We start from the raw sequence: 24,163 nt of genomic DNA, 5'->3' as shown, positions 1-24,163 counted from the left end.
AATACATAAAATATTATTGTATGTTTTTATATATTAAAAATATTCCTAAAGTATCATGGAGTTCTGAAAAACCTTTAAATCTCAAACCAAAATTTTCCTCACTTTTTTTTTTAGTGTTTGGTCTTATTTTGTTCGGTTTAGGTGAGGGGTTATTAATTGTATCATTTGCAGGAGCTTCACCTTGGAGTGTTCTTGCTCAAGGTATTTCATTAAATGTTAATTTTTCAACAGGAATAATAACTATTTTTGTAAGTATAGGAGTTTTACTTCTTTGGTTACCTTTAAAACAGAAACCTGGAATTGGAACAATTTTGAATGCGATTATTATTGGATTAATGATTGATGTTTGTATTAATTTTGTACCAACTCCAGAAAATTATATTAACCAAGTTCTTTTAGCTATTGCTGCTGTGCTTATCGTTGGGTTGGGTGGTGGTATCTACCTTGTTGCAAATTTAGGAGCAGGGCCAAGAGACGGGCTAATGGTGGGTTTACAAAAAAAAACTAATTTACCAATTGCATTAGTAAGAGGCGCTATTGAAATTACCGTAATGTCTGTAGGTTGGTATCTTGGAGGGATAGTGGGACTTGGAACTTTATTGTTTGCTTTTGGAATAGGACCTGCGGTTGCTTTAGGATTATATCTTGTTGGAAAAATTTTTAGTAATTAAAGAGGTGTCCCAGATTTTTCGTTCTTTTTTCTCTCTGTAGGATTAAGAATAGCTTTTCTCAGTCTAAGAGATTTTGGGGTAATCTCTAAAGCTTCATCGGTATTTAACATACTTAATTGTTCTGCAATTGACATTTGTCTTACTGGAGTAAGTACAACATTTTCGTCAGTTCCTTGAGTTCTCATATTAGTTAATTGTTTACCTTTCATGACATTTATAATCATATCTCCAGGTTTTGGTGCTAAGCCAACAATCATTCCTTCATAAACAGGGTCATTATGTGTAACAAACATTTCACCTCTTGCCTGAAGGTTAAATATTGCAAACGCAACAGCTTTTCCGTTTGCCATTGAAATTAAAGCACCATTTTTTCTACCATCCATTTCACCTTCAAATTTTCCATAACCATGAAAAATTCTGTTAATTACACCAGTTCCTTTTGTTAAAGTTAAAAATCTACTTGTGTAACCCATCAAGCCTCTTGTTGGTGCATGAAAGATTAATCTTTTTTTATCTTTTCCTGTATCTTTAAGATCAAGTAATTTACCTTTTCTTCTATTCATGGAGTCAATAATCTTTGATGAAAACTCTTCATCTACATCAACAGTAATCTCTTCAATTGGTTCTAGTCTGTTACCATTATCATCTTTTTGGTATAAAACTTTTGGAGGACTTACAGTCATTTCAAAACCCTCACGTCTCATTTGTGTCAGTAGAATTTCAAGCATTAACTCACCACGACCACTAATTACAAAGGCATCAACATTTTTGTTCTGGGAAAAAGAAATTCCAACATTATTTTGTGCTTCAGTAACCAGTCTATCTCTGATTTGAGTACTTGTTAATTTTTTACCTTCTGTTCCAGCTAAAGGTGAACTATTCACACTTATAGTAATAGACATTGTTGGAGGATCTATCGGAGTTGCTGGAATTGGATCGTTTACTTCAAGATCACAAATTGTATCTGCTACATTAGCTTTTTCTAAACCTGCAATTACAACAATATCTCCTGCTTCACCAACTTCGATGGGTACTTTTTTAGTTCCTTCGTATCTAAAAATTTTAGTTAATCTACCTTCATCAACTTTCTCACCTTTAAGATTTATTGCCTTAATAGGCTGGTTAGCTTTTGCTGTTCCTTGAGATATTTTTCCAACTAAACTTCTACCTAAAAAACTATCTGCGTATAATAAAGTAGATAGCATTGCGAAAGGTTTAGTTTTATCAAGATCTGCTGGCTTAACATGTTCTATAATTAAATCTAATAATGGGTGTAAATTTTCTCTTGGTCCATCTACTTCTTTATCTGCCCATCCAGATCTACCACTTGCATACATAACTGGAAAATCTAACTGTTCTTCGTTTGCATCTAAACTTACAAATAAGTCAAATGTTTCATCTAAAACTTCATTAGCTCTTTGATCTGTTTTATCTAACTTATTTATTACAACTATTGGCTTTAAACCTTGTTTAAGAGCTTTAGCTAATACAAATTTTGTTTGAGGCATAACACCCTCAGCTGAGTCTATTAATAATAACGCGCCATCAGCCATACTTAAAACACGTTCAACTTCAGCAGCGAAATCTCTGTGACCCGGAGTATCAATAATATTAATTCTAGTGTTTTGCCAATCTATAGAAGCAGGTTTAGCTAAAATAGTAATTCCTCTTTCTTTTTCTAATTCTCCAGAATCCATCAGCCTTTCATCTACAACTTCATTTTCTCTAAATGAACCACTTTGCTTCATTAAGTTGTCGATCATAGTTGTCTTGCCATGGTCAACGTGAGCGATAATTGTGATGTTTCGAATATTGTTACTCATAATTTGACGCTCTTATACATTAATTGAGTCATTTGAAAACTTAAAAAAAATCAATATTTACTCACTTAAATTAATTATTCTAAAAATTGACTTCTTGTGATTGTTATAAAAACGTATAGATATCCCTATATAAATTAGACGTATTAAAGGATTAAGAGCACATCTCCTTAAATTTTAAAAAATCTAAATACCTAAATGGAAAATTTTAAATTATTAAAAATAGAAGATTCGTTAAAGAATTCATTGGAAAAAATGAAATTTACGAAACCAACTCCAATTCAGGCAATGGCAATTCCTGTTGCTTTAGAGGGAAAAGATATTTTAGGAACAGCTCAAACAGGAACTGGAAAAACATTGGCATTCAGTATTCCTCTAATAAATAAATTAATATTAGATAAAAATGCATTTGCATTAGTTATGTGTCCAACTAGAGAGCTTGCAACTCAAGTAATGGCTGCAATTAAAAGCATTATTAGTGATAAAATTAACATTAAAACTGCCTTACTTATTGGTGGAGAGGCAATGCAAAAACAACTTAGACAACTAGGTAATAGATCAAGAATAATAGTTGGAACTCCTGGAAGAATTAATGACCACTTAAAAAGAAAAAGCTTAAATTTATCAGCTACCAAATATCTAGTATTAGATGAAACTGATAGAATGTTAGATATGGGTTTTACCCCTCAAATAGAATTAATTTTAAAATTTGTTCCAAAAGATCATCAAACTTTATTATTTTCTGCAACACTACCTCAGAATATTGTTAGAATTTCTGAAAGATATCTAAATAAGCCTGAAAGAATTTCAACAGGGTCAACATCAGTACCTATTGCAAAAATTAAACAAGAAACTCTTCAGGTTTTTAAAGAAAATAAATACGATCAACTAGTAGACCAATTTATAGCAAGAAAAGGATCAATTTTAGTTTTTGTTAAAACTAAAAGAGGTGCTGATAAAATGGTTAAGCGTCTTAAAGAAGAGGGCCATTCAGCTGATGCTATTCATGGAGATCTTCGTCAAAGTAAAAGAGACCGTGTAATTAATTCATTTAGAAAAGGTCTTAAAAGAATATTAATAGCAACTGATGTTGCTGCAAGAGGACTGGATATTCCTTTAATCCAGCACGTTATTAATTTTGATCTTCCACAAGTTCCAGAAGATTACGTTCACAGAATTGGAAGAACTGCTAGAGCTGGAACAGAAGGTTCTGCTTTAACTTTTTTAACACCTGATGATAGATCGATGTGGAATGAAATTAGTAAATTAATTGATCCAAATTTTAAACCTGCACCACGTGGTGCAAGAGGAGACTCAAGAGGAAAAAAAAGAGGAAAAGCTCCTTACAATAAAAAAAGAAAATTTAGAGATGAAAAAAAATCTTTTAGCAAAGGAAGACCTGATAGATCATCAAGAGATGGAGAGAAAAAAAGTTTCGGTTACAAAGGAAAATCCAGTTTTGGTGACAAGTCAAAACCATCTGGTTACGGAAGACCTGATAGATCATCAAGAGATGGAGAGAAAAAAAGTTTCGGTTACAAAGGAAAATCCAGTTTTGGTGACAAGTCAAAACCATCTGGTTACGGAAGACCTGATAGATCATCAAGAGATGGAGAGAAAAAAAGTTTCGGTTACAAAGGAAAATCTAGTTTTGGCGATAAATCAAAACCCTCTAGCTATGGAAGACCTGACCGATCATCAAGAGATGGAGAGAAAAAAAGTTTCGGTTACAAAGGAAAATCTAGTTTTACAAAAAAAGATAACTCGAAACCAACAGGATTCACAAATAATCCAAAATACTTTGGAAAAAAAACATCGGAAAGCTCATCAACGAGTGGAGAAAAAAAAGCTCTAGTTTTGATGGAAAGAAGAAGTTTAAAAGCAGAAGTGATAGACCTAAAAGCTTTACCTTCAAAAAACACAGTCAAAAAAGATCTTAAGTCTAAGATTTTTTAGATTTCTCTTTTTTATTTTTTCTTTTTTCTTTCAGGCTTAATTTTGGTTTTTTAGCAGTACTTGAATCTTTAAATGATTTTCCACTGTATCTTTTTGACATATCTTAATCCTATAACAGCTTAATAAAAAAAAGGCCATCTAAAAAGATGGCCTTTGAATTTCTTTTTGAAAAGAGTGGGATTACATTCTCATTCACTAGTTCATTGAGTATTGATTTACTTATCTTTTCTTAAAATTGTTCATCTAAGTTCATCTTTTTTTACACTCAATCTCTAACCAATCCATAAGATGACTTCAATGAAAAAACTTAAATAATTAAAAAAAGAGTTATCTTAAAGATAAATTTAATATTTATACAGGGCACTTGCCTGTGATCGGATCTGTAGCCCAACAATCAGATGAAACACCCATCCAAATCCATAAAAGTAAGGCTAAACCAATACTTACTGAATATACTGCTAAAGGTATTTTAGCATTGTGCTTTTTAAATGTTCTCCAAGCAGGGATTGTTAAAAATAAACCCATAAGTGTTGCTGAAAGAAGAAATGATAAAAATAAGTTCCAAACGATAACAACTAAATTTGGATGAGTTATCACCATAAATTTACTTTTAGTTGATGTGTCCCCATACAGTGTAGAAAATTGTCCAAATCCCCCGATAAAAGACCAGAGTTTAAATGCACCTGTATCTTCAAATTTTTTTTCGGAATTCATACTTAACCTTATAATTAAATTAATCAATTTCAAGAATAAAATTATAATATGATATGTGATAATACTAAATTTTACTTATACTTTCTTAGATTGTTCATCACGATTCATCACTTTTCATAGGTAATTCAAAAGGAAGTCAAAAGTATTGAAAATTAAATTAAAAATTGAAATGATCTTAATATGAAAAAATATATAACATTTATTATAACACTAAAAATATTATTATTGTTTGGTCTGGGCGGTATTGCTAATTCTGCCAATAAAACAACTAAAATATCCAAAGGTTACAACAATGACCTTGTTGAGTTTCATTTATGGTTAAAGAAAAACAATTATACAGAATATTTAACAGAAAATGGTGATATCGCTTTAGATGTAAAACCTTACAAAGGAAGGTGGGCACAGCCTTATCATTCAAATCCTAATAGAGATACTTTAATCTATTACCATTATAAAAATACCTGGTCTCATACAAATGGTGACAGGAACACTTACCAGTTTGGATCATATAAAGTATTACCAAATAATAAACATGAATTTATATTTGATGTAACACCAAACGCTTTTATTCAGAAACAAATGAACACAAAAGCCATCTTAAGTTATTTGTATTATGACAATGGAAAAATTAAAATTGATGAAATTTCACCCAAACATAGATTTGGCGATTTTATAGATAATAATACTGACTTAAGATCAAACTCAATGGGCAAATCAATGGTTTCTCTAGTTTTAGGTACAGCAATATGTGAAGGATATATTGATGGTTTGAATTCTACAATGAGTGATTGGCCAATGATGACCAACACTCTTTATTATGATAAAAAGTTAATTGATTTAGTCAATATGGCGGCTGGTGATAATCATATTATAAATGATTTTGGTTTAGTTAAGGATAGCGATTGGTCTACCGATACAAGGTCAGTACAAAAAAATATGAATTTCTTTTTTAGAGGCTCAAAAAGTAAAGAAAAACATGTTGGTAAAAAATACAGTTATCATCAATTATTACCTAACATTATATTTAATTATGTTCTTTTCAAAACAGGAGATAATTTTCAAGATGTTCTAAACAAAACTTTTCAGACAGCAGGTATAGAAAATGATGTTTATTTTAATAGACTTAAAGATCCAACTGCTGAAGGAGACGCCTCTAATATGTTTTTTGCGTCAAGATATGATTGGTTAAGAATTGGTAAAAAAATGATGTATGATTATCAAAACAGTACATGTGCTGGTAAATATCTAAAAACCCTGGAGTCAAATAAAATTAAAAAGAAAGTTAAAGGTACAGATTTTCAAGAACCAGCATTTAGTCCTGGTCTTTCGTATGGTGGTTTTTTTCATATGGAATATCCTGGTTTGAAAGATAGAATAATATTCGGTATTAGCGGCTATGGTGGGAATACTATGTTAATTGATATGGATAATTCAAAAATTGTAGTAATTAATTCAATTCACTTTAATAACAAGAAGTACAAATATAATATCAAAAAACTTATGGTGGAACCCTTTAAGAAAAGTACGGTAAAGTAATACGAAGTTATTATTAATTATTTTCTTTAACTTATTACTATGGTTTGGTGTTGCAAACTCTGCTCACAAACCAGAAGAACAATACTTTTCTGGTGTTAGTTATTCAGTCCAAGGTAGTGATAATTACCAAAAGTTAGAAACAGAATTAGTTGATAACAAACTTTCTCAATATGTTCAAAAACAATTAGATAACAGAGACAAAACAGGATTAGTTAATTACCTATTATTTGAAAATGGTAAGATTGTTATCAATAAGAAAAATTATAACGATGCAATTAGAAAGAATATAAATTTATTGAGATCAAACTCAATGGGTAAATCTATGATCTCTTATGTTACAGGTCATGCTGTTTGTAAGTATGGTATTGATCTAAATGCCAAAATGAATGATTGGGCTGTTTTAAATAATACTTTGTATGCCGATAACACTTTATCACAAGTATTGAATATGACTTCAGGTGATCATAATTATATTGGTGAAAAGAAGTTTAAAGGTGATGGATATTTTAAAGGTAATAAAAATAAACAAATTAATAGAAGAACTGTTGCAGAGAGTATGTTGTGGTTTAAAGGCACAAAAAAGAAAGAAGAAAACTCTCCCTATAATTACAGTGCAATGTCAACTCATGTTGCAATCAACTATGTGATACACAAAGTTGGTAAAGATTATGAGAAACTATTAAAAGAAATCTTTACTGATCACGTTGGTGTAAAAGATACCGTACACTTTATGAAAGTTTCTTGGTCTTCAAAAGATATAGCAAAAGGCAGTCAAAGATATAGTTTTTTTGCTACTTCAGAAGATTATTTACGAATAGCAAAAACAATTATGAATGATTACCATTCAGATAGTTGTATTGGAGATTATTTAAGAAACATCTATGACAACAGAGTTGATAAAAAGAAAAAACAAGATGATACTAAATCTGTATTTGCATATACTAAACAATATGGTGGCCAGTTTCATATGTCTCTTAAAGGTACAAAGAATGTTGTATTTGCAATGGATGGTTATGCAGGTCAACAAATATTAATAGATATGACAAGTGGTAGAATTGTTATTGTTCACGCAATAGATCGTCACTACAATTGGAACAAAATTGTTTACAAGGTGATTAAGAATTAAAAAAAACCCCCGAAACTTTCATTTCGAGGGTTCTAATTTTGTTTAGTATTTGTATCTAGAGTGTTCTCTAGATGGAACCGTATTACATGCCCATTCCACCCATACCACCCATGCCGCCCATTCCACCAGGCATTCCACCAGGCATTCCACCAGCGCCAGAGTCTTTGTCGTCTGGTTTGTCAGCAATCATGGCTTCAGTAGTTACAAGTAATCCAGCAATCGAAGCTGCATCTTGTAAAGCTGTTCTTACAACTTTAACAGGATCGATGATACCTTTAGCAAACATATCAACGTACTCTTCGTTCTGAGCATCGTAACCCATATTCTTTTTATTCTGTTCAAGTAATTTTCCAACTACAACTGAACCATCTACTCCAGCATTTAAAGTTATTTGTCTAATTGGAGCCTGTAAAGCTTTAGCTACTAATGCAACACCAGCTTTTTGGTCATCACCCTTAACTTTAAGTGACTCTAGACTTTGTGAAGCGTATAAAAGGGCACAACCACCACCAACTACTATACCTTCTTCAGCAGCGGCTCTAGTTGCGTTAAGAGCATCTTCAACTCTATCTTTTCTTTCTTTAACTTCTACTTCAGTTGCACCACCAACTTTGATTACAGCAACTCCACCAGCAAGTTTAGCTAGTCTTTCTTGAAGTTTTTCTCTGTCGTAATCAGAAGTTGTTTCACCTACTTGTTGTTTGATTTGTGCACATCTAGCTTCAATTTCAGATTTTTTACCATTGCCGCTAATGATTGTGCTGTTATCTTTATCAACTTTAACTCTCTTACAAGATCCAAGATCTGTAAGTTTAACGTTTTCAAGTTTAACACCAATATCTTCAGAGATAACCTGACCGCCAGTTAAAATTGCAATATCATCAAGCATTGATTTTCTTCTATCACCAAAACCTGGAGCTTTAACTGCAACAACTTTTAAACCACCTCTAAGTTTATTTACAACAAGAGTTGCAAGAGCTTCGCCCTCAACATCTTCTGAAATAATCATTAGTGGTCTACCAGCTTGTACAACGGCTTCTAAAAGTGGAACCATTGGCTGTAAGTTAGTCAATTTCTTTTCATGCAATAGAATGAAAGGGTTTTCTAACTCTGTAGTCATTTTATCTGCATTTGTAATAAAGTATGGTGACAGATAACCTCTATCAAACTGCATACCTTCAACAACATCTAACTCAGTTTCAACTCCTTTAGCTTCTTCAACAGTGATTACACCTTCATTGCCAACTTTCTGCATTGCTTTCGCAATCATATTACCAATTTCTTTATCACCATTAGCTGAAATAGTTCCAACTTGAGCAATTTCATCAGTGTCTTTAACTTTTTTTGCTGAAGAAATTAAACTTGCTTTAACATGATCTACAGCTGCATCTATTCCTCTTTTAACATCCATCGGGTTCATACCAGCAGTAACATATTTTACACCCTCTTTAATAATCGCTTGAGCTAAAATAGTTGCTGTAGTTGTTCCATCACCAGCTTCTTCATTTGTTTTGCTGGCAACTTCTTTAACCATTTGAGCACCCATGTTTTCAAATTTATCCTCTAGATCGATTTCTTTAGCAACAGAGACACCATCTTTAGTAATTCTTGGAGCACCATAAGATTTGTCGATAACGACATTTCTACCTTTTGGTCCAAGAGTAACTTTCACAGTATTTGCAAGGATATCAACACCTCTTATCATTGCCGCTCTTGCTTCAGAGTCGAATTTTATAATTTTAGCCATTTTTATTTTTCTCCTTTAATTTAATTATTTTCCCGAAATACCCATAATGTCAGATTCTTTCATTATGTTGTATTCTTTGCCATCTATTTTGATTTCAGTTCCTGACCATTTGCCAAAAAGAACTTTGTCACCAACTTTAACATCCATTGGAATTAATTTTCCATCTTCAGTTTTTGCACCACCACCAACAGCAATCACTTTACCCTCTTGAGGCTTTTCTTGAGCTGTATCAGGGATAATTATTCCTCCAGCAGTTTTTTCACTGCTGTCTAAAACTTCTATTAGAACTCTATCGTGTAACGGTTTAAATTTCATAAATTCTCCTTTTATTGTGCGACTCATATAGCTATTAGGCTAACTATTTCAAGGTTTGGTTAAAAAAATATGTGGGTCAAAAAACGAGAGAAATTGTGATTTTAATAAGCTATACCTCCCATTATGGCTAAGAATTTAGATAAAGAGGGATTGAGGTCAATTGTTGAGAATTATGATATTTTTTATATTGATTTATGGGGCGTAGTACATAATGGCATCACCCTTCATAAGGAAGCAGTTAAAACGTTAGAGCAAATTACTAAATCAAAAAAAGATTACGTGCTTTTGACTAATGCACCAAGACCCAATAAGACGGTAAATGCATTTCTAGAAAAGATGGGTATGAATAAAGAAATAAGAAAAAAAGTTTATTCATCTGGAGAAGCATCGTTAAATTATTTAAAAAAAAATTTATTAGAAGATAAGTTTTATCATGTTGGTCCGCCAAGAGATTTTGATTTATTTTTAGACTTTAAAAAAAATAAGACATTAGAAATTGAAGAAAGCAAATATTTGCTTTGCACAGGTTTGTTTGAAGATCAGGGTAATAACTTAAATTTTTATAAAGAACTATTTAAAGATCAGATTAATAAAAAAATGATATGCACAAATCCTGACTTGATTGTAGATAGAGGTCACCAAAGAGAATTGTGTGCAGGATCAGTAGCATTAGTTTTTGAAAAATTAGGTGGTGAGGTTATATATTTTGGAAAACCATTTCCTGAGGTATATAATCAAGCAATTAACAATCAGGGAAAAAAAGTATTATCAATCGGTGATAATTTAAATACTGATATTAAAGGTGCAAATCTTTTAAATTATGATTCTTTAATTATAGCAAATGGTATTCATAAAGATGAAATTAAAAAAGAAGGTATAGATTTGGTTTCAAAGAAATATGAGGTTATTGTAAACTTCATCCAAACAGAATTAAAATGGTAAAATATGAAGCTATATAAAAATTTTAATGTCTCTAATAATCATAAAGATTCAATCATTTTGATTGGAAATTTTGATGGAGTTCATTTGGGACATCAAAAATTATTTAAACAAGCTAATAATTATAAAAAAAAATTTAATTTAAAAATTGGGGTTTTAACTTTTGAGCCAATGCCCAAAATGTTTTTTAATAAAGGTTTTAAAAATTTTAGAATTTCAAACATAAATCAAAAAAATATAATTTTAGAAAATCTAGGAGCAGATTTTATTATAACTAAAAAATTTGATAAAAAATTTTCATTAATAAAATCTGATTTTTTTATAAAAGAAATTTTGTCAAAAAAATTGAAAGCAAAATATATATTCGTAAGTGATAACTTTAGGTTTGGCAATAAAAGAGAGGGTAACGTAAAGCAATTAATAGAAAATGAAAAAAAATATCACTACAAAATAGTCAAACCTCAACCATTAATTTTAAATAAAAAAGTTATCTCATCAACCTATATTCGATCTCTTTTAGAAAAAGGAGATTTAAAAAAAGCTAACAAGTTTTTAAGTAGAAATTGGTCAATTGAAGGAATAGTTCAAAAAGGAAGACAACAAGGAAAAAAAATTGGATTTCCAACATGCAACATAGATATAAAAGATTATGTCATTTCAATGCCGGGGGTTTATGCAGTTAATGTGAAGCAAAAAAATTCAAATAAATCTCTTAAAGCTATAGCTAATCTTGGATATAGGCCAACTTTTAACCAAAAAAAAATATTATTAGAAGTTCATATTTTTAATTTTTCTGGAAATCTTTATAATAAGCACTTATCAGTGGAGTTCACAAAATTTATAAGAAAAGAAAAAAAGTTCAAAAAAGTTGATCAATTAAAAAAACAAATTCAAAGTGACTTAAAAGTTGCTAAAAGTTAAAATGAGTAAAGAACATATCAATTTACCAAAAACAGCTTTCTCAATGAAAGCTAATTTACAAAATAAAGAGCCTGAAATTTTAGAATATTGGAAAAAAATTGATCTCTATAAAGAGTTAAGAAAATCCAACAAAGGAAAAGAAAAATTTATTCTTCATGATGGACCACCATATGCAAATGGCAATATTCATATGGGTACTGCTTTAAATAAAATATTAAAAGATATTATTGTTAAATTTCATCAAATGGATGGAAAAGACTCAGTATATGTTCCAGGTTGGGATTGTCATGGATTACCCATTGAATGGAAAATTGAAGAACAATACAAAAAAAACAAAAAAAACAAAAATGAAGTTCCAATTACTGAATTTAGAAAAGAATGTAGAGAGTTTGCTGAAAAATGGATTGAAGTTCACAAAACACAATTTAAAAGATTAGGCGTTGTTGGAGATTGGGACAACCATTATGCAACAATGAGTTTTGAAGCTGAAGCTCAAATTGTAAGAGAATTAGGAAAATTTTTAAAAGAAGGAAGTTTATATAAAGGCTTTAAGCCTGTTCTTTGGTCAACCGTTGAAAAAACTGCATTGGCTGATGCTGAAGTAGAGTATCAAGATCATAAGTCTGATACAATTTACACAGCCTTTCCAGTTGTAAAAACAAACTTGAAAGAACTAGAAGGAACAGAAATTATAATTTGGACTACAACACCTTGGACAATTCCTGCAAATAAAGCTTTAGCTTACAATGAGGCCCTTGATTATCAAATCATTCAATTAAATGATGAGGGTGACTTTAAAGGAAAAAAAATAGTAGTAGCAGATGCACTATTAGAGTTTGTTATTAAAGACTGTAATATTAATGATTATAAAGAAATTAAAAAAATTAAGGGAAGTGATTTTAAAGACACAATTTGTAGCCATCCTTTTTTAGCACTTGGCTATAACTATGATGTTCCAATGCTTGAGGCTAGATTTGTTACAACAGAACAAGGAACAGGAATTGTACACTGTGCACCAAGTCATGGGCCAGACGATTTTAATCTTTGTTTAAATCATGGAATTAAAGCAATAGAGACTGTCGATGGCGATGGAAAATATACTAAGAACCTACCTTTATTTGATGGTATTCACATTTTTAAAGCTAACCCAATTGTAATTGAAAAATTAAAAGCAGAAAAAAAATTATTATCTAGTGGAGAATTAATTCATTCATATCCACACTCATGGAGATCTAAAGCACCTCTTGTTCATAGAGCAACTCCTCAATGGTTTATCTCAATGGAAAGCCATGGACTTAGAAAGAAAGCATTAAAAGCTTTAGATGACACCACTTTCTATCCAGATAAAGGAAGAGAACGAATAAAAGCAATGATTGAGACAAGACCAGATTGGTGTGTATCAAGACAAAGAGTATGGGGAGTTCCTCTACCAATATTTATTAATAAAAACACCAAAGAAGTTTTGGTTGATGATGAGGTAAATGAAAATATTGCAAGTATCTATGAAAAAGAAGGTTCTGACTGTTGGTTTTCAGACAACCCACAAAGATTTTTGGGTAGCAAGTATAAGGCAGAAGATTATGATAAGATGAGTGATATTGTTGAGGTTTGGTTTGATAGTGGCTGCACCCACTCATTTGTTTTAGAAAAAAGAGAAGATTTGCAATGGCCCGCTTCAATGTATCTTGAAGGTTCTGATCAACATAGGGGTTGGTTTCATTCGTCATTATTAGAGTCTTGTGGAACTAGAGGTAGAGCTCCTTATGAAGCTATTTTATCACATGGATTTGTAGTCGACGGCAAGGGACTTAAAATGTCCAAATCTCTAGGAAATGTAATTGCACCTGAGGATATATTAAAAAAATATGGTGCAGATATTTTAAGAATTTGGGTTGCATCATCAAATTATGCAGAAGATTTAAGAATAGATTATTCGATTTTAGAACAACATGCAGATTCTTATAGAAAAATTAGAAATACCTTTAGATATTTATTAGGAAATTTAAATGATGAATTTAAAAAGATAGATTTAGAAAAATTAGATTTAAATCAATTACCCGAATTAGAGCAATATATGCTTCATAGAGTTTTTGAATTAAATAAAAACTTTAATAATTATTTCAAATCATATGATTTTCATAATCTTTATAAAGAATTATTAAACTTTTGCACTGTAGATTTATCAGCATTTTATTTTGATATCAGAAAAGATGCATTGTACTGTGACAGCAAAGATTCAGCTAGAAGAAAAAGTTGTATTGTTGTTTCAAATATAATTCTTGAATCCCTTATTAAATGGTTTGCACCAATATTGTCATTTACAACAGAAGAAATTTTTACGCTAATAAGCAAAGATAAAAAAAGTATTCATTTAGAAGAATTTATGGAATTTCCAAAATCATTTGAAAATGAACAATTAAATAAAAAATGGATAGAGTTAAAAAAAATAAGAGATATTTGTAATATTAGTATAGAAGCAAAACGAGCAACTAAAGAGATAGGCTCAAGCTTAGAGGCAAATATATTAATTAATTTAAATGATAAAATGATTGATAGTTTTAAAGATATAGATTTTTCAGAGTTATGTATCACTTCAAGTGCTATAGTTGAAAAAAGTTCATCAAGTGAAATAACAGTAATTACTAATAAAGCTGAAGGCGAAAAATGTACTGTATGCTGGAAAATAAATAAAAATGGCTGTGAAAGACATCCAAACTAAAAAAATTAAATACCTAAAGTGAATTTAAAAAAAATATCAATCGACATTTTACTTATCTTTTTTATTTTTTTAGTCGATAGGGTTTCTAAAATTTACATTATTAAAATTAGTGAAATAGAAAGTAAAGTTGATATATATTTGACCGAGTATCTGAATTTTTACCTTATTTGGAATAAAGGGGTCGCCTTTGGATTATTTTCTTTTAATGAAAGTTTTATTTATAACTCGATCACTTTAATAATAGCACTGATAAGTATTACATTAGCGATAATGATCTATAATAATAATGGCTTTAAAAAAATTTCCTTAATATTTGTTCTTGGTGGAGCTTTAGGAAATCTTTTTGATCGAATATATTATTCTGCTGTACCAGACTTTATTGATTTTCACTTTAAGGATTTTCATTGGTTTGTCTTTAATATCGCAGATATATTTATAACATTAGGTATTATATGCCTTATTTTTGATGAAATATTTGCTAATAATAAAAAAAATGAAAAATCTATTTAAAAAAATATTTCTTATATTAATAATTTTGTTTACGGTCAGCGCCTGTCAAAGTGTCAAAGATGGTTTGACTGGAAAAAAACAATCAAATTCTGACGAATTTTTAGTTAAGAAAAAAAATCCATTATCACTTCCACCAGATTTTGAAAATTTACCAGAACCAACAACTTTAAATAAAGATGATAATCAGGAAGAAAGTGAGATTAGTTTGAAAGAAATTTTAACTAAAGGTTCTAATACTGAGAGCACAGTTACTTTATCCGAGTCACCAGATAGCTCATTAGAAAAAAGTATATTAGAAAAAATTAAAAGCAATTAATGCTTACAAAAAATATTAAATTTGAAAATTTTAAGATAAAAAAAAATAGCAAGCAAATAAAAAAAGACCTAAAAAATATTTTACTTAATAGAAATGCAGTATTAAATTCTCTAAGTACAAATTATAAGAATAGCTATAATAAAAAAATCATCCTTAAATTTAAAAAATTTAGTAATATAAGAATAATCGGTATGGGTGGCTCGATTCTTGGAACAGAAGCTATTTTTTCTTTCTTAAAGAGCAGAATAAAAAAAAATTTATTTTTTTTTAATAATCTTCAGTCAAAGATGGATACAGGTTCTAGTAAAAAAAAGTATCTAAATATTATTGTTTCAAAATCAGGAAACACTCTTGAGACAATATCAAATTCAAATATTATTATTAAAAATCAAGATAAAAATATTTTTATTACAGAAAATAAAAATAATTATTTACACTTATTGGCTCAAAAATTAAAAACTGAAATAGTACATCATAATAATTTTATTGGAGGCAGATATTCTGTTCTCTCTGAAGTGGGAATGTTACCTGCTGAACTTATGGGCTTAAATAGTACTAAATTTAAACAATTAAATAATCTGATTAAAAACAAAAAATTTATTGATGCTTTAGTAATAAATGTAAATAATTCTTTATATTTTTTAAAGAAAAAAAAATTTAACTCAATTATTCTTAATTATGACGAAAGTTCAGAAAGTTTATTCAGATGGTATCAGCAATTAATGGCTGAAAGTTTAGGAAAAAAGGGCAATGGAATTTTGCCTACAATATCTTTAATGCCGAAAGATAACCATAGTGTGATGCAGCTTTACTTGGATGGTCCAAAAAATAATTTTTTTACTTTTTTTCATGTTAGCAATAAAAACTCAGATAAAATTATTAATAACAAGATTCTTGCTTCACACAGTCATTTAAAAAATAAAAGTCTCAGCGAAATAATTATTTCTCAAAAATTAGCAACGGAAAAAGTTTTTTTAAATAAAAAAATTCCATTTAGAAGTTTCAAAATAATCAATCGGAATGAAAATGCTTTAGGAGAGTTATTTTGTTTTTTTATCTTAGAAACTATTTTAATTGGAAGAGCGCTAAAAATTAACCCATATGATCAACCAGCTGTAGAGCTCATCAAAAAAGAGACAAAAAAAATATTATTTTAATAAGTATACGAACCAAAAAATACCCTTGATATTCCGTAAGTTTTTTCTTCAATAATCCTGAATACTTTTGGAAATTCATCTTTATCTTTTTTGTGTCTATGAATAATTATTATTCCGTTATCTTTTATTATCTTTGCCTCAAATATATCTTTTATTATTTTGCTCAGGTTTTTTTCTTTATAAGGAGGATCCATGAAAATAATATCAAACTTGGTATCAAAGTTTTTAAAATTTAATTGGCTTAAGATGTTTTTATTCATCACCGATGAATTATCTTGATAACCAAGATTAAAAATATTCTTTTTTAAGATTGGCAAAACAATACTGTAGTTTTCTACAAAAGTTACACTTTTAGAACCTCTAGAAAGGCACTCAAGCCCAAAAGACCCTACTCCAGAAAATAAATCTAAAATATTTGATTTTTCTAGTGCAGTATTAAATTTATTTGAATGAGTAATTATATTGAATATAGATTCTTTTGTTAAATCTTTAAGTGGTCTCGTATTAATATCTATAGGATCAAATATTTTTTTACCTTTAGATTTTCCAGATATTATTCTCATTCATTAATAACCTTGTAACCGATATCTTTTCGATAAAAGCCACCATTCCAATTAAGTGATTTGATTATATCTATTATCTTTATTCTAGATGTAGAAAAATTTTCTGATAAAGAGACAAAATTTAAAACTCTCCCACCAATTGCATAAAATTTATCATTAATAAGTTTCGTTCCAGCATGGAAGCAATATTCATTTGTGCCTAATTTTATTTCATCCAAATGTTCAATCAAAATATTTTTTTCAAATTGGTCTGGATATCCATTTGAGCACATTACAATACATAAACTTTTTTTATTATGCCATTCTATCTGAGTGTTATTTAGTTTTTCATTACAACAAGATAAAAAAATTTCTAATAAATTAGATTTTAGTTTTGGTAGAATAGTTTGACACTCAGGATCTCCCATACGTACGTTATATTCTATTAAATAGGGCTCACCTTCTACAATCATGAGGCCTGCATATAAAAAACCTTTATAGGTTGTGCCCATTTCTTTTAAACCTAAAATTGTCGGTTCAATAATTTTTGATAAAATTTTTTTATCTAATTCATCATTGATTAATCTTGAGGGAGAGTAGGCACCCATACCTCCAGTATTTTTACCCACATCTCCTTCTGAAACTCTTTTATGATCTTGAGCAGTGTCAAACTTTTTTATTGTTTTACCATCACTAATTATGAAATAACTCATTTCTTCACCACTTAAAAATTCTTCAACTAGCAAGTTATGAGCAACACCAAATTTACCATTAAAAATTTCATCTATTGCAATTTTAGCTTCATCTAGCTTATTACAAATATAAACACCTTTTCCAGAAGCCAATCCATCAGCCTTTATAACAATAGGATATTTAGTTTTATTTATAAATTGCTTAGCCTCATCAATATTTTGAAAAATTCCAAAGTTAGCAGTCGGAATATTATATTTTTTACATAAGTTTTTTGTAAAAATTTTTGAACCTTCTAATTGAGATGCAATTTTGTTGGGACCAAAAACTTGAATATTGTTTGTTTCTAAAAAATCTACAATTCCCTCTACGAGTGGCTTTTCAGGACCAACAATAATTAAATCAATCTTATTTAATTTTATAAAATCTTTTAATTCATTGAAATTTTCTAAGTTTATTGAAATATTTTTGGCAATTTTTGCTGTTCCAGCATTTCCGGGAAAACAATATAGTTGCTCTATTTTTTTAATAGTGCTGAGTTTGTGACAAATAGCATGTTCACGACCACCACTTCCTATTATCCCAACTTTCATGTAATAATGTATAAACTAAAAATGAATAAAAAATTAGCAAAAATAAAATATTTACCAAATAATTTTGAAGTTATTGAAGAGGGTGATCATGTAATTTGTGCTGTATCTGGTAAGAAGATTGATCTAAATACTTTGAATTATTGGAATGTGGATTTGCAAGAACCATATTATTCGTACGTCGAGGCAGCAAAAAAAAGAGAAAGTGAATAACTTTAAAGAATTTTTATTTCCAACGATTATGAGACCAAATCCATTGTTCAGGATTTTTTAAAATCATTTTTTCTAACAAACTGTTTAAGTTTAAAGTTATCGACTCAATTGTTTCATCACCTGAAAAATTTATTGGCTCATGTATAGTAATTTGGAAATTTGTGCTCTGTATTCTTTCAATATAAACAGGGACTATTTTGCATTTAAATTTTTTAACAAATTGTGCAGGAATAGTAGTTGTAAAACATTCATCATTAAAAAATTTAGCCTTAATACCTTGAGAAACTCTTTGATCAATCATGAGTGCTATAGAAGTTTTCTGTTTAAAAAATCCAAGTAATTTTTTAGTACCTGAAATTCCTTTTTTGATTTGATTTTTACAAATATATTTTTTTCTTACCCTCTCCATTATATAGTTAAGAAATTTATTATTAAGCGGTCTATAAATTGCTGCTAGGTTAATCCCTGATTTTTCAATATGTAGAGCCATTAATTCAAAGTTATTGAAATGTCCTGAAACAAATATAACAGGCTCATTATCTTTTTTAATTTTTTCAAGCACATCTTGACCTTTAACTTTTATATTATTATTAAATTTGGGCCCTCTAAAATTTTTTATAAAAACGTATTCAGCAAGTATTCTTCCATAATTTCCCCACATCTTTTTTGAAATTTTATCTAATTCCTCAGGATTTAAATGTGGAAGTGCTTTAAGAATATTTGATTTAATTAAATTTTTAGATCTAAAAAAGGGCCCAAAACTAGATGCAATTTTATTAGAAATAAATGAAGCAATTTTAAGCCCTAAAATTTTAAATAAAAGAAGAAGTGTTATTATAATTACAAATTGAAAAAAATATTTTATTAATTTCATATATATTTTTTTAAATGATTTATTAGCCCATCTTCATTCTTGATATCCAGCTCTACTTTTAAATATCTAATATCATTGTTATCGATTGATTTAATCTTAATATAATCTTTTTCAGTAGTTAATATTTTTAAGTTAAGTTTTTTTGCCTGATATTTTATTTGGTCAATATCCTTATGAGTATAGTTGTAATGATCAGGAAAAATTATTTCTTTGGTTATCTTAATATTATTACTGATCAATGTTTGTCTAAAACTATCAGGATTACCTATGCCTGAAAAAATCATATATTTATCATTAATATTAAATTCTTTGATATTTGTAGCTTTATAGCTGGTCTCAAATATTTCAATATTAGCATTATATCTTTTTAATAGTAACTTTAGTTTAGAGTTATCTATCTCATTCCCATTAATAAAAGCCATGTCGTATTTTGAGATACTATTTATTTTTTCTCTTAGAGGTCCCGCAGGAATTAAAAAACCATTTCCAATTAATTTTAAATCATTGAAGCAAACAATTTTTAGATCATAATTTATTGAGCCATCTTGTAGACCATCATCAAAAATTGCCACATCTTTATTGTCTAGAATTGCCTTATTAAGTCCATCAATTCTATTTTTTTCACAATAAAGTAAAGTTTTTTCAGATAGCATTTTTTGCTCATCATAATGGCTTTTGTAAAACTTTTTTATAGTGCAAGCATTAATATCAAGTTTATTTAAAATTTGATAAATTTTTATTGTCAATGGAGTTTTTGCTGTGCCACCCACATATATATTTCCTACACAAATTTTTTTAGGCTTATGATTTTTTTTTTATTTTTTTTTTTATTTAAGAAAAAATTATTTAAAATTAGTGGAAAAGTTAGTGGCAACAAAATATATGACAATAAATTTGGACGTTGATAGTCCCAAAATTTTGGTTTTTTAAATTTCATTTTTTCTTTATATGAAAGTTTATCTCATTTAAGGTTGAGTTTAAAATTTTAGAACTAAGATTTTTTATTTTTAATTGAAGTTTTTTAGAGTTACTTTTATTGTTCAGTATTTTGCTAACTTTAAGAGTTAATTGATTGGGCGTGGTAACTTTATGTGATGCTCCATTAGCTTTTAAAAGGTTATAAATTTCTTTAAAATTCCATATATTTGGGCCATGTAATATTTGACACCCATACTTTGCTGCCTCCAAAGGATTTTGCCCTCCATGTTTAATAATTGAGCCTCCTAAAAAAACAGTTTTACTAATCTTAAAAAAAGATTGGGTTTGTCCAAAAGTATTTACTAGGTATATATCTGTTTTTTTATCAATCTTTTTTTTAGAGTCATGCAAGTGAATTTTTAAATTCATTTCCCTTATATCTTGGAGAATTTTTTTAACTCTATGAATATGTCTTGGTATTATAATTGTTAATAAGTTTTTATACTTAACTTTAAGTTTTTTATGTGTATTTGCACATAGCTTTTCTTCAATTCCATGTGTGCTGGATGCACACCATATTTTTTTTGTTAAAAAAAATTTATTTAAATTATTACTTAATTCATTTGTAGCTTGTTTGCTTTGAGTAAATTTTAAATTACCAAAATATGAAATTTTTTTTGCACCAAGTAATCTTAAATAATTCTTTGACGCCAAGCTTGATGATATGCATATGTCAAAATTTTGAAATATCGTTTTAGCAGAGGAAGAAAAAAACTTCCATTTCTTAAAAGATTTTTCAGTTATTCTTGCGTTAATTAACATTAATGATATTGATTTTTTTTTTATATTTGTAAGCATATTTGGCCATATTTCAGAGTCTATAAATATTGCAATAGATGGATCCCAATATTCTAAAAATTTGTGAGCATTATAGTTTGTATCTATTGGAAAAAATTGATGGATAGTTTTTTTTAATTTTAATTTTGATAAAATCTTAGAGGAACTTAGAGTATTTGAAGTTACTAAAATTTGTTTTATTTTATTATTTTTTTCTAGTTTTTCTATTAGAGGAACCACACTTAAGATTTCTCCAACACTCGCACCATGAAACCATATCAAATTTCCTTTAGTCTTTTTTTTTGAAAAAAAACCTAGCTTTTCCCTAAATCTTGATGGATCTTCTTTTTTTTGTAATAATCTTATTATTACAATTATAGGTGATAAAATAAAAATTAAATTTATTAGAAGCCTGTAAAAAAAAAACATTAAACTTTCTTAATTTGTTTTTCGTAGAAGTTTTTATAGACCTTTGAGTTTGCTAGTAGCTGTTCATGATTTCCTTCACCAACAACTCCACCTGAGTCAATTACATAAATTTTATCTGAATTTAAAATTGTCGATAATCTATGGGCTATCACTATTGTTGTTCTATCTTTAGTTAAAAAATTTATAGCATCTTGAATTTTATTTTCCGTTTCCGCATCTAGTGATGATGTTGCTTCATCCAATAAAATAATTTGACTTTTTTTTAGCATTGCTCTTGCTATTGAAAGTCTTTGTTTTTCACCACCAGATAATCTAGTTCCATTTTCACCGATAATAGTTTCATACTTATTCGGAAGTTTTTCTATAAATTCACTTGCAAAAGAATATTTTGCTGCTTCCTCAATTTCTTTTTGACTTGCATGTAGGTTTGCATAAGCGATATTATTTCTAATTGTATCATCAAATAAAGTAGTATCTTGACTAACTAGCGAAATATTTTTTCTTAAAGATTGTATGGTACATTTATAAATAGATTGATTATCTATCTCTATATCTCCTGAAATTGCATCATAAAACCTTGGAATTAAATTTAATATTGTTGATTTACCAGCACCACTATGACCAACAATTGAGGTCATTTTTCCACCTAACATTTTTATACTTACTGAATTTAAGGTTCTGATTTCTTTTTCTTTTTCATACTTGAAAGATACATTTTTAAATTCAATATTGCCTGTATCAACTTTTATTTCAGAGCCATCTTTGTTTTGAAGAAGTTCAGATTTTTCGTCAATAACAGGCAAAATTCTTTTTGCAGCTGAAAGTCCTTGGCTAATTGTTATATTCAATGTAGCAAGTGATCTAACCGGTTGATATGCTAGCATCATAGCTGCAAGAAAAGAGAAAAAATTATTTATATCAATTTCATTCTTTAAAACTAACTTTCCAGAGTAAAAAATTAAAACTGCTATCATAATACCAGTTAAGGTTTCCATTATTGGTGATGATCTAACGTAGACAGTTGCAATTTTTATACTTTTTTCTTTAACATCATTTATGAACTTTTCTGCTCTTATTTTTTCATATTTTTCCTGTTGAAAAATTTTAATAAGTTTATGATTTTTAAAAAGTTCAATTAAATATGTATTAAGAATTCCAGCTTTTAGCATTTGTTCTGTTGCAACCTTACCTATTCTTTTACCCAAGGTTCTTGCTGCAAAAGTTGCTAGAGGTATCATTATAATTGCCACTAAGGAAAGCTTCCAATTTTGAAAAAACATTACAATCAATAATCCGATTAAAGTTAAACTATCTTTAAAAATATTTAAAACTGCAGTGCTGATTAAGTTGGTAATATGACTTACATCATTAGTTATATTGGATATAAATTTTCCAGTATGCTTTCCATCAATTAATTTTGTGTCAGCCTCAACTAAGTTATTTAACATGTCACATTGAAGGTCTTTTCTTACTTCTTCTGAAACACCTATCATAAGAACTTTTGCCACATATAGTGAAAAGCCTTTCACAGCAAAAGCAACAATAATGAAAATTGGGATGATAATTATTAAAGCTTGATCTTTTTCAATAAATATTTTTTTTATTGCTGGATCTAAAAGATAGGCAATGGCTGATGTACTACCAGCCACAAGTAAGGCAAAAAATACAGATAATATTATTTTATTAATATGTTTTTTTGTATAATCAAAAAAAAGTCTTTTTATAATATCGATTTTATTCACTTAAAGTTTCCCAATCAAAATATTACACAAAACTATAGCACCAAAAAAATTATTACTTTTAAAAATTTTCAAACAAGTTTTTGGATCTTGATAATTAAAGTTATAGATTTGAAAAAAAAATAAATGTACAGCTGAGATAAGAATAAAAAAATAAGACATTGAATTAAACTTCATAATAAAACTTACTAAAATTAAAGAAATTAAAAAGAGTAAATAACATGTTGTTAAAAATAATTTTGGTTTTTTTTTAAATTTTATTGAAGTTGATTTTACACCTATAATTTCATCATCTTTAATATCTTGAAACCCATAAATAGTGTCATATCCCAGTGTCCAAAATATGGCTCCAAAATAAAAGATAATAGCCACAGCATTTATTTCCCCTTGTATTGCTGTCCATCCAAGAACCAAACCATAATTGAATGTTATTCCTAAAAATAGTTGAGGCCAATAAGTAAACCTTTTCATTAATGGATAAGTAAATGCTAAAGGCATAGAACCAAGGGCTAAGATAATTGTTAAATTATTAAAATTAATTAAAACTAAAAAAGCAATCGAACATAAAATAATAGTATAGAGCAATCCCAATTTAACAGAGACATTACCTGAAGTGATCGGTCTATTTTTAGTTCTCTCTACTTTTTTATCAAATTCTTTATCAGAAATATCATTTATAATACAGCCTGCAGAACGCATTAGAACTGATCCAATAAAAAATAAAAATAAATAAAAAAAATAATTATTGAGTGAATTTGAAAAATCATAGGCAAGTGTTAAACCCCATGCACAAGGCCAAAATAATAGCATAAAGCCAATAGGCTTTTTTAATCTAGTTAATTCGATAAAGAGATTTAATTGCTTCATAATATTTTACTTGTAAA

General features: G+C 28.7%; 22 protein-coding genes. 11 read left to right on the top strand and 11 right to left on the bottom strand.

The genetic code is table 11. The features are described from left to right. Window positions 1-20 precede the first annotated feature (20 nt). Window positions 21-671, top strand: coding sequence for a membrane protein YczE (gene yczE / locus AC5SLL_RS05575; protein ID WP_494586399.1), 651 nt, complete (start codon window positions 21-23; stop codon window positions 669-671). Here yczE and typA read toward each other — a convergent pair. Further along, window positions 668-2,494, bottom strand: coding sequence for a translational GTPase TypA (gene typA / locus AC5SLL_RS05570; RefSeq protein ID WP_494586398.1), 1,827 nt, complete (start codon window positions 2,492-2,494; stop codon window positions 668-670). The genes yczE and typA overlap by 4 nt on opposite strands. A gap of 195 nt (window positions 2,495-2,689) precedes the next feature. Between typA and AC5SLL_RS05565 the strand changes: the two genes are divergently transcribed. After that, window positions 2,690-4,447, top strand: a complete 1,758-nt coding sequence (locus AC5SLL_RS05565; RefSeq protein ID WP_494586397.1) for a DEAD/DEAH box helicase — start codon at window positions 2,690-2,692, stop codon at window positions 4,445-4,447. Between the two features lie 351 nt (window positions 4,448-4,798). On the opposite strand, the gene AC5SLL_RS05560 is transcribed toward AC5SLL_RS05565, so the two are convergent. After that, window positions 4,799-5,161 (bottom strand): hypothetical protein, encoded by a 363-nt coding sequence (locus tag AC5SLL_RS05560; protein WP_494586396.1) that lies wholly within the window; start codon window positions 5,159-5,161, stop codon window positions 4,799-4,801. A gap of 180 nt (window positions 5,162-5,341) precedes the next feature. Here AC5SLL_RS05560 and AC5SLL_RS05555 point away from each other — a divergent pair, with 180 nt between their 5' ends. Together AC5SLL_RS05555 and AC5SLL_RS05550 are read left to right on the top strand one after the other, a co-directional pair. Beyond that, window positions 5,342-6,697, top strand: coding sequence for a hypothetical protein (locus tag AC5SLL_RS05555; RefSeq protein WP_494586395.1), 1,356 nt, complete (start codon window positions 5,342-5,344; stop codon window positions 6,695-6,697). Window positions 6,698-6,992: 295 nt separating this feature from the next. After that, the gene (locus AC5SLL_RS05550; protein WP_494586394.1) at window positions 6,993-7,823 is read left to right on the top strand and encodes a serine hydrolase; all 831 of its coding nucleotides are present in this window, start codon (window positions 6,993-6,995) and stop codon (window positions 7,821-7,823) included. Between the two features lie 82 nt (window positions 7,824-7,905). Here AC5SLL_RS05550 and groL read toward each other — a convergent pair whose 3' ends face one another. Both groL and groES read right to left on the bottom strand, forming a co-directional pair. Further along, window positions 7,906-9,570 carry a chaperonin GroEL gene (gene groL / locus AC5SLL_RS05545; protein WP_494586393.1) on the bottom strand — a complete coding sequence of 555 codons (1,665 nt, stop codon included), beginning with the start codon at window positions 9,568-9,570 and terminating at the stop codon, window positions 7,906-7,908. Between the two features lie 24 nt (window positions 9,571-9,594). Then, a complete protein-coding gene (gene groES, locus AC5SLL_RS05540) occupies window positions 9,595-9,885 on the bottom strand; it encodes a co-chaperone GroES (RefSeq protein ID WP_494587075.1) in 291 nt (96 codons plus the stop codon). A 123-nt stretch (window positions 9,886-10,008) separates the two neighbouring features. Between groES and AC5SLL_RS05535 the strand changes: the two genes are divergently transcribed. From AC5SLL_RS05535 to AC5SLL_RS05510, 6 genes are read left to right on the top strand one after another with little or no spacing between them, the layout of a single operon-like run. Beyond that, window positions 10,009-10,827, top strand: coding sequence for a TIGR01459 family HAD-type hydrolase (locus AC5SLL_RS05535; RefSeq protein WP_494586392.1), 819 nt, complete (start codon window positions 10,009-10,011; stop codon window positions 10,825-10,827). Window positions 10,828-10,830: 3 nt separating this feature from the next. Then, window positions 10,831-11,745, top strand: coding sequence for a riboflavin biosynthesis protein RibF (gene ribF / locus AC5SLL_RS05530; protein ID WP_494586391.1), 915 nt, complete (start codon window positions 10,831-10,833; stop codon window positions 11,743-11,745). 1 nt (window position 11,746) lies between these two features. Next, window positions 11,747-14,464 (top strand): isoleucine--tRNA ligase, encoded by a 2,718-nt coding sequence (gene ileS / locus AC5SLL_RS05525; protein WP_494586390.1) that lies wholly within the window; start codon window positions 11,747-11,749, stop codon window positions 14,462-14,464. A 9-nt stretch (window positions 14,465-14,473) separates the two neighbouring features. Next, window positions 14,474-14,974 (top strand): signal peptidase II, encoded by a 501-nt coding sequence (gene lspA / locus AC5SLL_RS05520; RefSeq protein ID WP_494587074.1) that lies wholly within the window; start codon window positions 14,474-14,476, stop codon window positions 14,972-14,974. Beyond that, entirely contained in the window at window positions 14,958-15,290 is a 333-nt protein-coding gene (locus AC5SLL_RS05515) for a DUF3035 domain-containing protein (protein ID WP_494586389.1), read from the top strand. Before lspA ends, AC5SLL_RS05515 begins: the two co-directional genes overlap by 17 nt. Beyond that, a complete protein-coding gene (locus AC5SLL_RS05510) occupies window positions 15,290-16,447 on the top strand; it encodes a phosphoglucose isomerase-related protein (RefSeq protein ID WP_494586388.1) in 1,158 nt (385 codons plus the stop codon). Before AC5SLL_RS05515 ends, AC5SLL_RS05510 begins: the two co-directional genes overlap by 1 nt. Here the strand turns inward: AC5SLL_RS05510 and rsmD are convergent. Beyond that, entirely contained in the window at window positions 16,444-17,010 is a 567-nt protein-coding gene (rsmD, locus tag AC5SLL_RS05505) for a 16S rRNA (guanine(966)-N(2))-methyltransferase RsmD (protein WP_494586387.1), read from the bottom strand. The two genes, AC5SLL_RS05510 and rsmD, sit on opposite strands and share 4 nt — an antisense overlap. Further along, window positions 17,007-18,272 carry a phosphoribosylamine--glycine ligase gene (purD, locus tag AC5SLL_RS05500; RefSeq protein WP_494586386.1) on the bottom strand — a complete coding sequence of 422 codons (1,266 nt, stop codon included), beginning with the start codon at window positions 18,270-18,272 and terminating at the stop codon, window positions 17,007-17,009. Before purD ends, rsmD begins: the two co-directional genes overlap by 4 nt. A 21-nt stretch (window positions 18,273-18,293) precedes the next feature. Between purD and AC5SLL_RS05495 the strand changes: the two genes are divergently transcribed. Beyond that, window positions 18,294-18,482, top strand: a complete 189-nt coding sequence (locus AC5SLL_RS05495; protein ID WP_271486152.1) for a DUF2093 domain-containing protein — start codon at window positions 18,294-18,296, stop codon at window positions 18,480-18,482. Between the two features lie 13 nt (window positions 18,483-18,495). Here the strand turns inward: AC5SLL_RS05495 and AC5SLL_RS05490 are convergent, their stop codons facing one another. From AC5SLL_RS05490 to ubiA, 5 genes are all read right to left on the bottom strand, one after another. Continuing rightward, window positions 18,496-19,356: a lysophospholipid acyltransferase family protein gene (locus AC5SLL_RS05490; protein ID WP_494586385.1), complete on the bottom strand. Its 861-nt coding sequence runs from the start codon at window positions 19,354-19,356 to the stop codon at window positions 18,496-18,498. Then, window positions 19,353-20,126: a tetraacyldisaccharide 4'-kinase gene (gene lpxK / locus AC5SLL_RS05485; protein ID WP_494586384.1), complete on the bottom strand. Its 774-nt coding sequence runs from the start codon at window positions 20,124-20,126 to the stop codon at window positions 19,353-19,355. Before lpxK ends, AC5SLL_RS05490 begins: the two co-directional genes overlap by 4 nt. Before the next feature lie 163 nt (window positions 20,127-20,289). Then, window positions 20,290-21,540: a 3-deoxy-D-manno-octulosonic acid transferase gene (locus AC5SLL_RS05480; protein ID WP_494586383.1), complete on the bottom strand. Its 1,251-nt coding sequence runs from the start codon at window positions 21,538-21,540 to the stop codon at window positions 20,290-20,292. Beyond that, the gene (locus tag AC5SLL_RS05475; protein WP_494586382.1) at window positions 21,540-23,282 is read right to left on the bottom strand and encodes an ABC transporter ATP-binding protein; all 1,743 of its coding nucleotides are present in this window, start codon (window positions 23,280-23,282) and stop codon (window positions 21,540-21,542) included. The genes AC5SLL_RS05480 and AC5SLL_RS05475 overlap by 1 nt, the downstream gene beginning before the upstream one ends. Further along, window positions 23,283-24,146 carry a 4-hydroxybenzoate octaprenyltransferase gene (gene ubiA, locus AC5SLL_RS05470; RefSeq protein WP_494586381.1) on the bottom strand — a complete coding sequence of 288 codons (864 nt, stop codon included), beginning with the start codon at window positions 24,144-24,146 and terminating at the stop codon, window positions 23,283-23,285. Window positions 24,147-24,163 lie beyond the last annotated feature (17 nt).

It is taken from the genome of Candidatus Pelagibacter sp. PS_43, assembly GCF_059417795.1.
Note: the sequence above shows the minus strand (reverse complement) of the source record. Positions and strands in the feature narration are given on the sequence as shown.

What these genes read in the sequence shown, in the direction of transcription:
- yczE (WP_494586399.1), top strand. Translation starts at nt 21, where the DNA reads ATGTTTTTATATATTAAAAATATTCCTAAAGTATCATGGAGTTCTGAA.
- typA (WP_494586398.1), bottom strand. Translation starts at nt 2,494, where the DNA reads ATGAGTAACAATATTCGAAACATCACAATTATCGCTCACGTTGACCAT.
- AC5SLL_RS05565 (WP_494586397.1), top strand. Translation starts at nt 2,690, where the DNA reads ATGGAAAATTTTAAATTATTAAAAATAGAAGATTCGTTAAAGAATTCA.
- AC5SLL_RS05560 (WP_494586396.1), bottom strand. Translation starts at nt 5,161, where the DNA reads ATGAATTCCGAAAAAAAATTTGAAGATACAGGTGCATTTAAACTCTGG.
- AC5SLL_RS05555 (WP_494586395.1), top strand. Translation starts at nt 5,342, where the DNA reads ATGAAAAAATATATAACATTTATTATAACACTAAAAATATTATTATTG.
- groL (WP_494586393.1), bottom strand. Translation starts at nt 9,570, where the DNA reads ATGGCTAAAATTATAAAATTCGACTCTGAAGCAAGAGCGGCAATGATA.
- groES (WP_494587075.1), bottom strand. Translation starts at nt 9,885, where the DNA reads ATGAAATTTAAACCGTTACACGATAGAGTTCTAATAGAAGTTTTAGAC.
- AC5SLL_RS05535 (WP_494586392.1), top strand. Translation starts at nt 10,009, where the DNA reads ATGGCTAAGAATTTAGATAAAGAGGGATTGAGGTCAATTGTTGAGAAT.
- ribF (WP_494586391.1), top strand. Translation starts at nt 10,831, where the DNA reads ATGAAGCTATATAAAAATTTTAATGTCTCTAATAATCATAAAGATTCA.
- ileS (WP_494586390.1), top strand. Translation starts at nt 11,747, where the DNA reads ATGAGTAAAGAACATATCAATTTACCAAAAACAGCTTTCTCAATGAAA.
- AC5SLL_RS05515 (WP_494586389.1), top strand. Translation starts at nt 14,958, where the DNA reads ATGAAAAATCTATTTAAAAAAATATTTCTTATATTAATAATTTTGTTT.
- AC5SLL_RS05510 (WP_494586388.1), top strand. Translation starts at nt 15,290, where the DNA reads ATGCTTACAAAAAATATTAAATTTGAAAATTTTAAGATAAAAAAAAAT.
- rsmD (WP_494586387.1), bottom strand. Translation starts at nt 17,010, where the DNA reads ATGAGAATAATATCTGGAAAATCTAAAGGTAAAAAAATATTTGATCCT.
- purD (WP_494586386.1), bottom strand. Translation starts at nt 18,272, where the DNA reads ATGAAAGTTGGGATAATAGGAAGTGGTGGTCGTGAACATGCTATTTGT.
- AC5SLL_RS05495 (WP_271486152.1), top strand. Translation starts at nt 18,294, where the DNA reads ATGAATAAAAAATTAGCAAAAATAAAATATTTACCAAATAATTTTGAA.
- AC5SLL_RS05490 (WP_494586385.1), bottom strand. Translation starts at nt 19,356, where the DNA reads ATGAAATTAATAAAATATTTTTTTCAATTTGTAATTATAATAACACTT.
- AC5SLL_RS05480 (WP_494586383.1), bottom strand. Translation starts at nt 21,540, where the DNA reads ATGTTTTTTTTTTACAGGCTTCTAATAAATTTAATTTTTATTTTATCA.
- ubiA (WP_494586381.1), bottom strand. Translation starts at nt 24,146, where the DNA reads ATGAAGCAATTAAATCTCTTTATCGAATTAACTAGATTAAAAAAGCCT.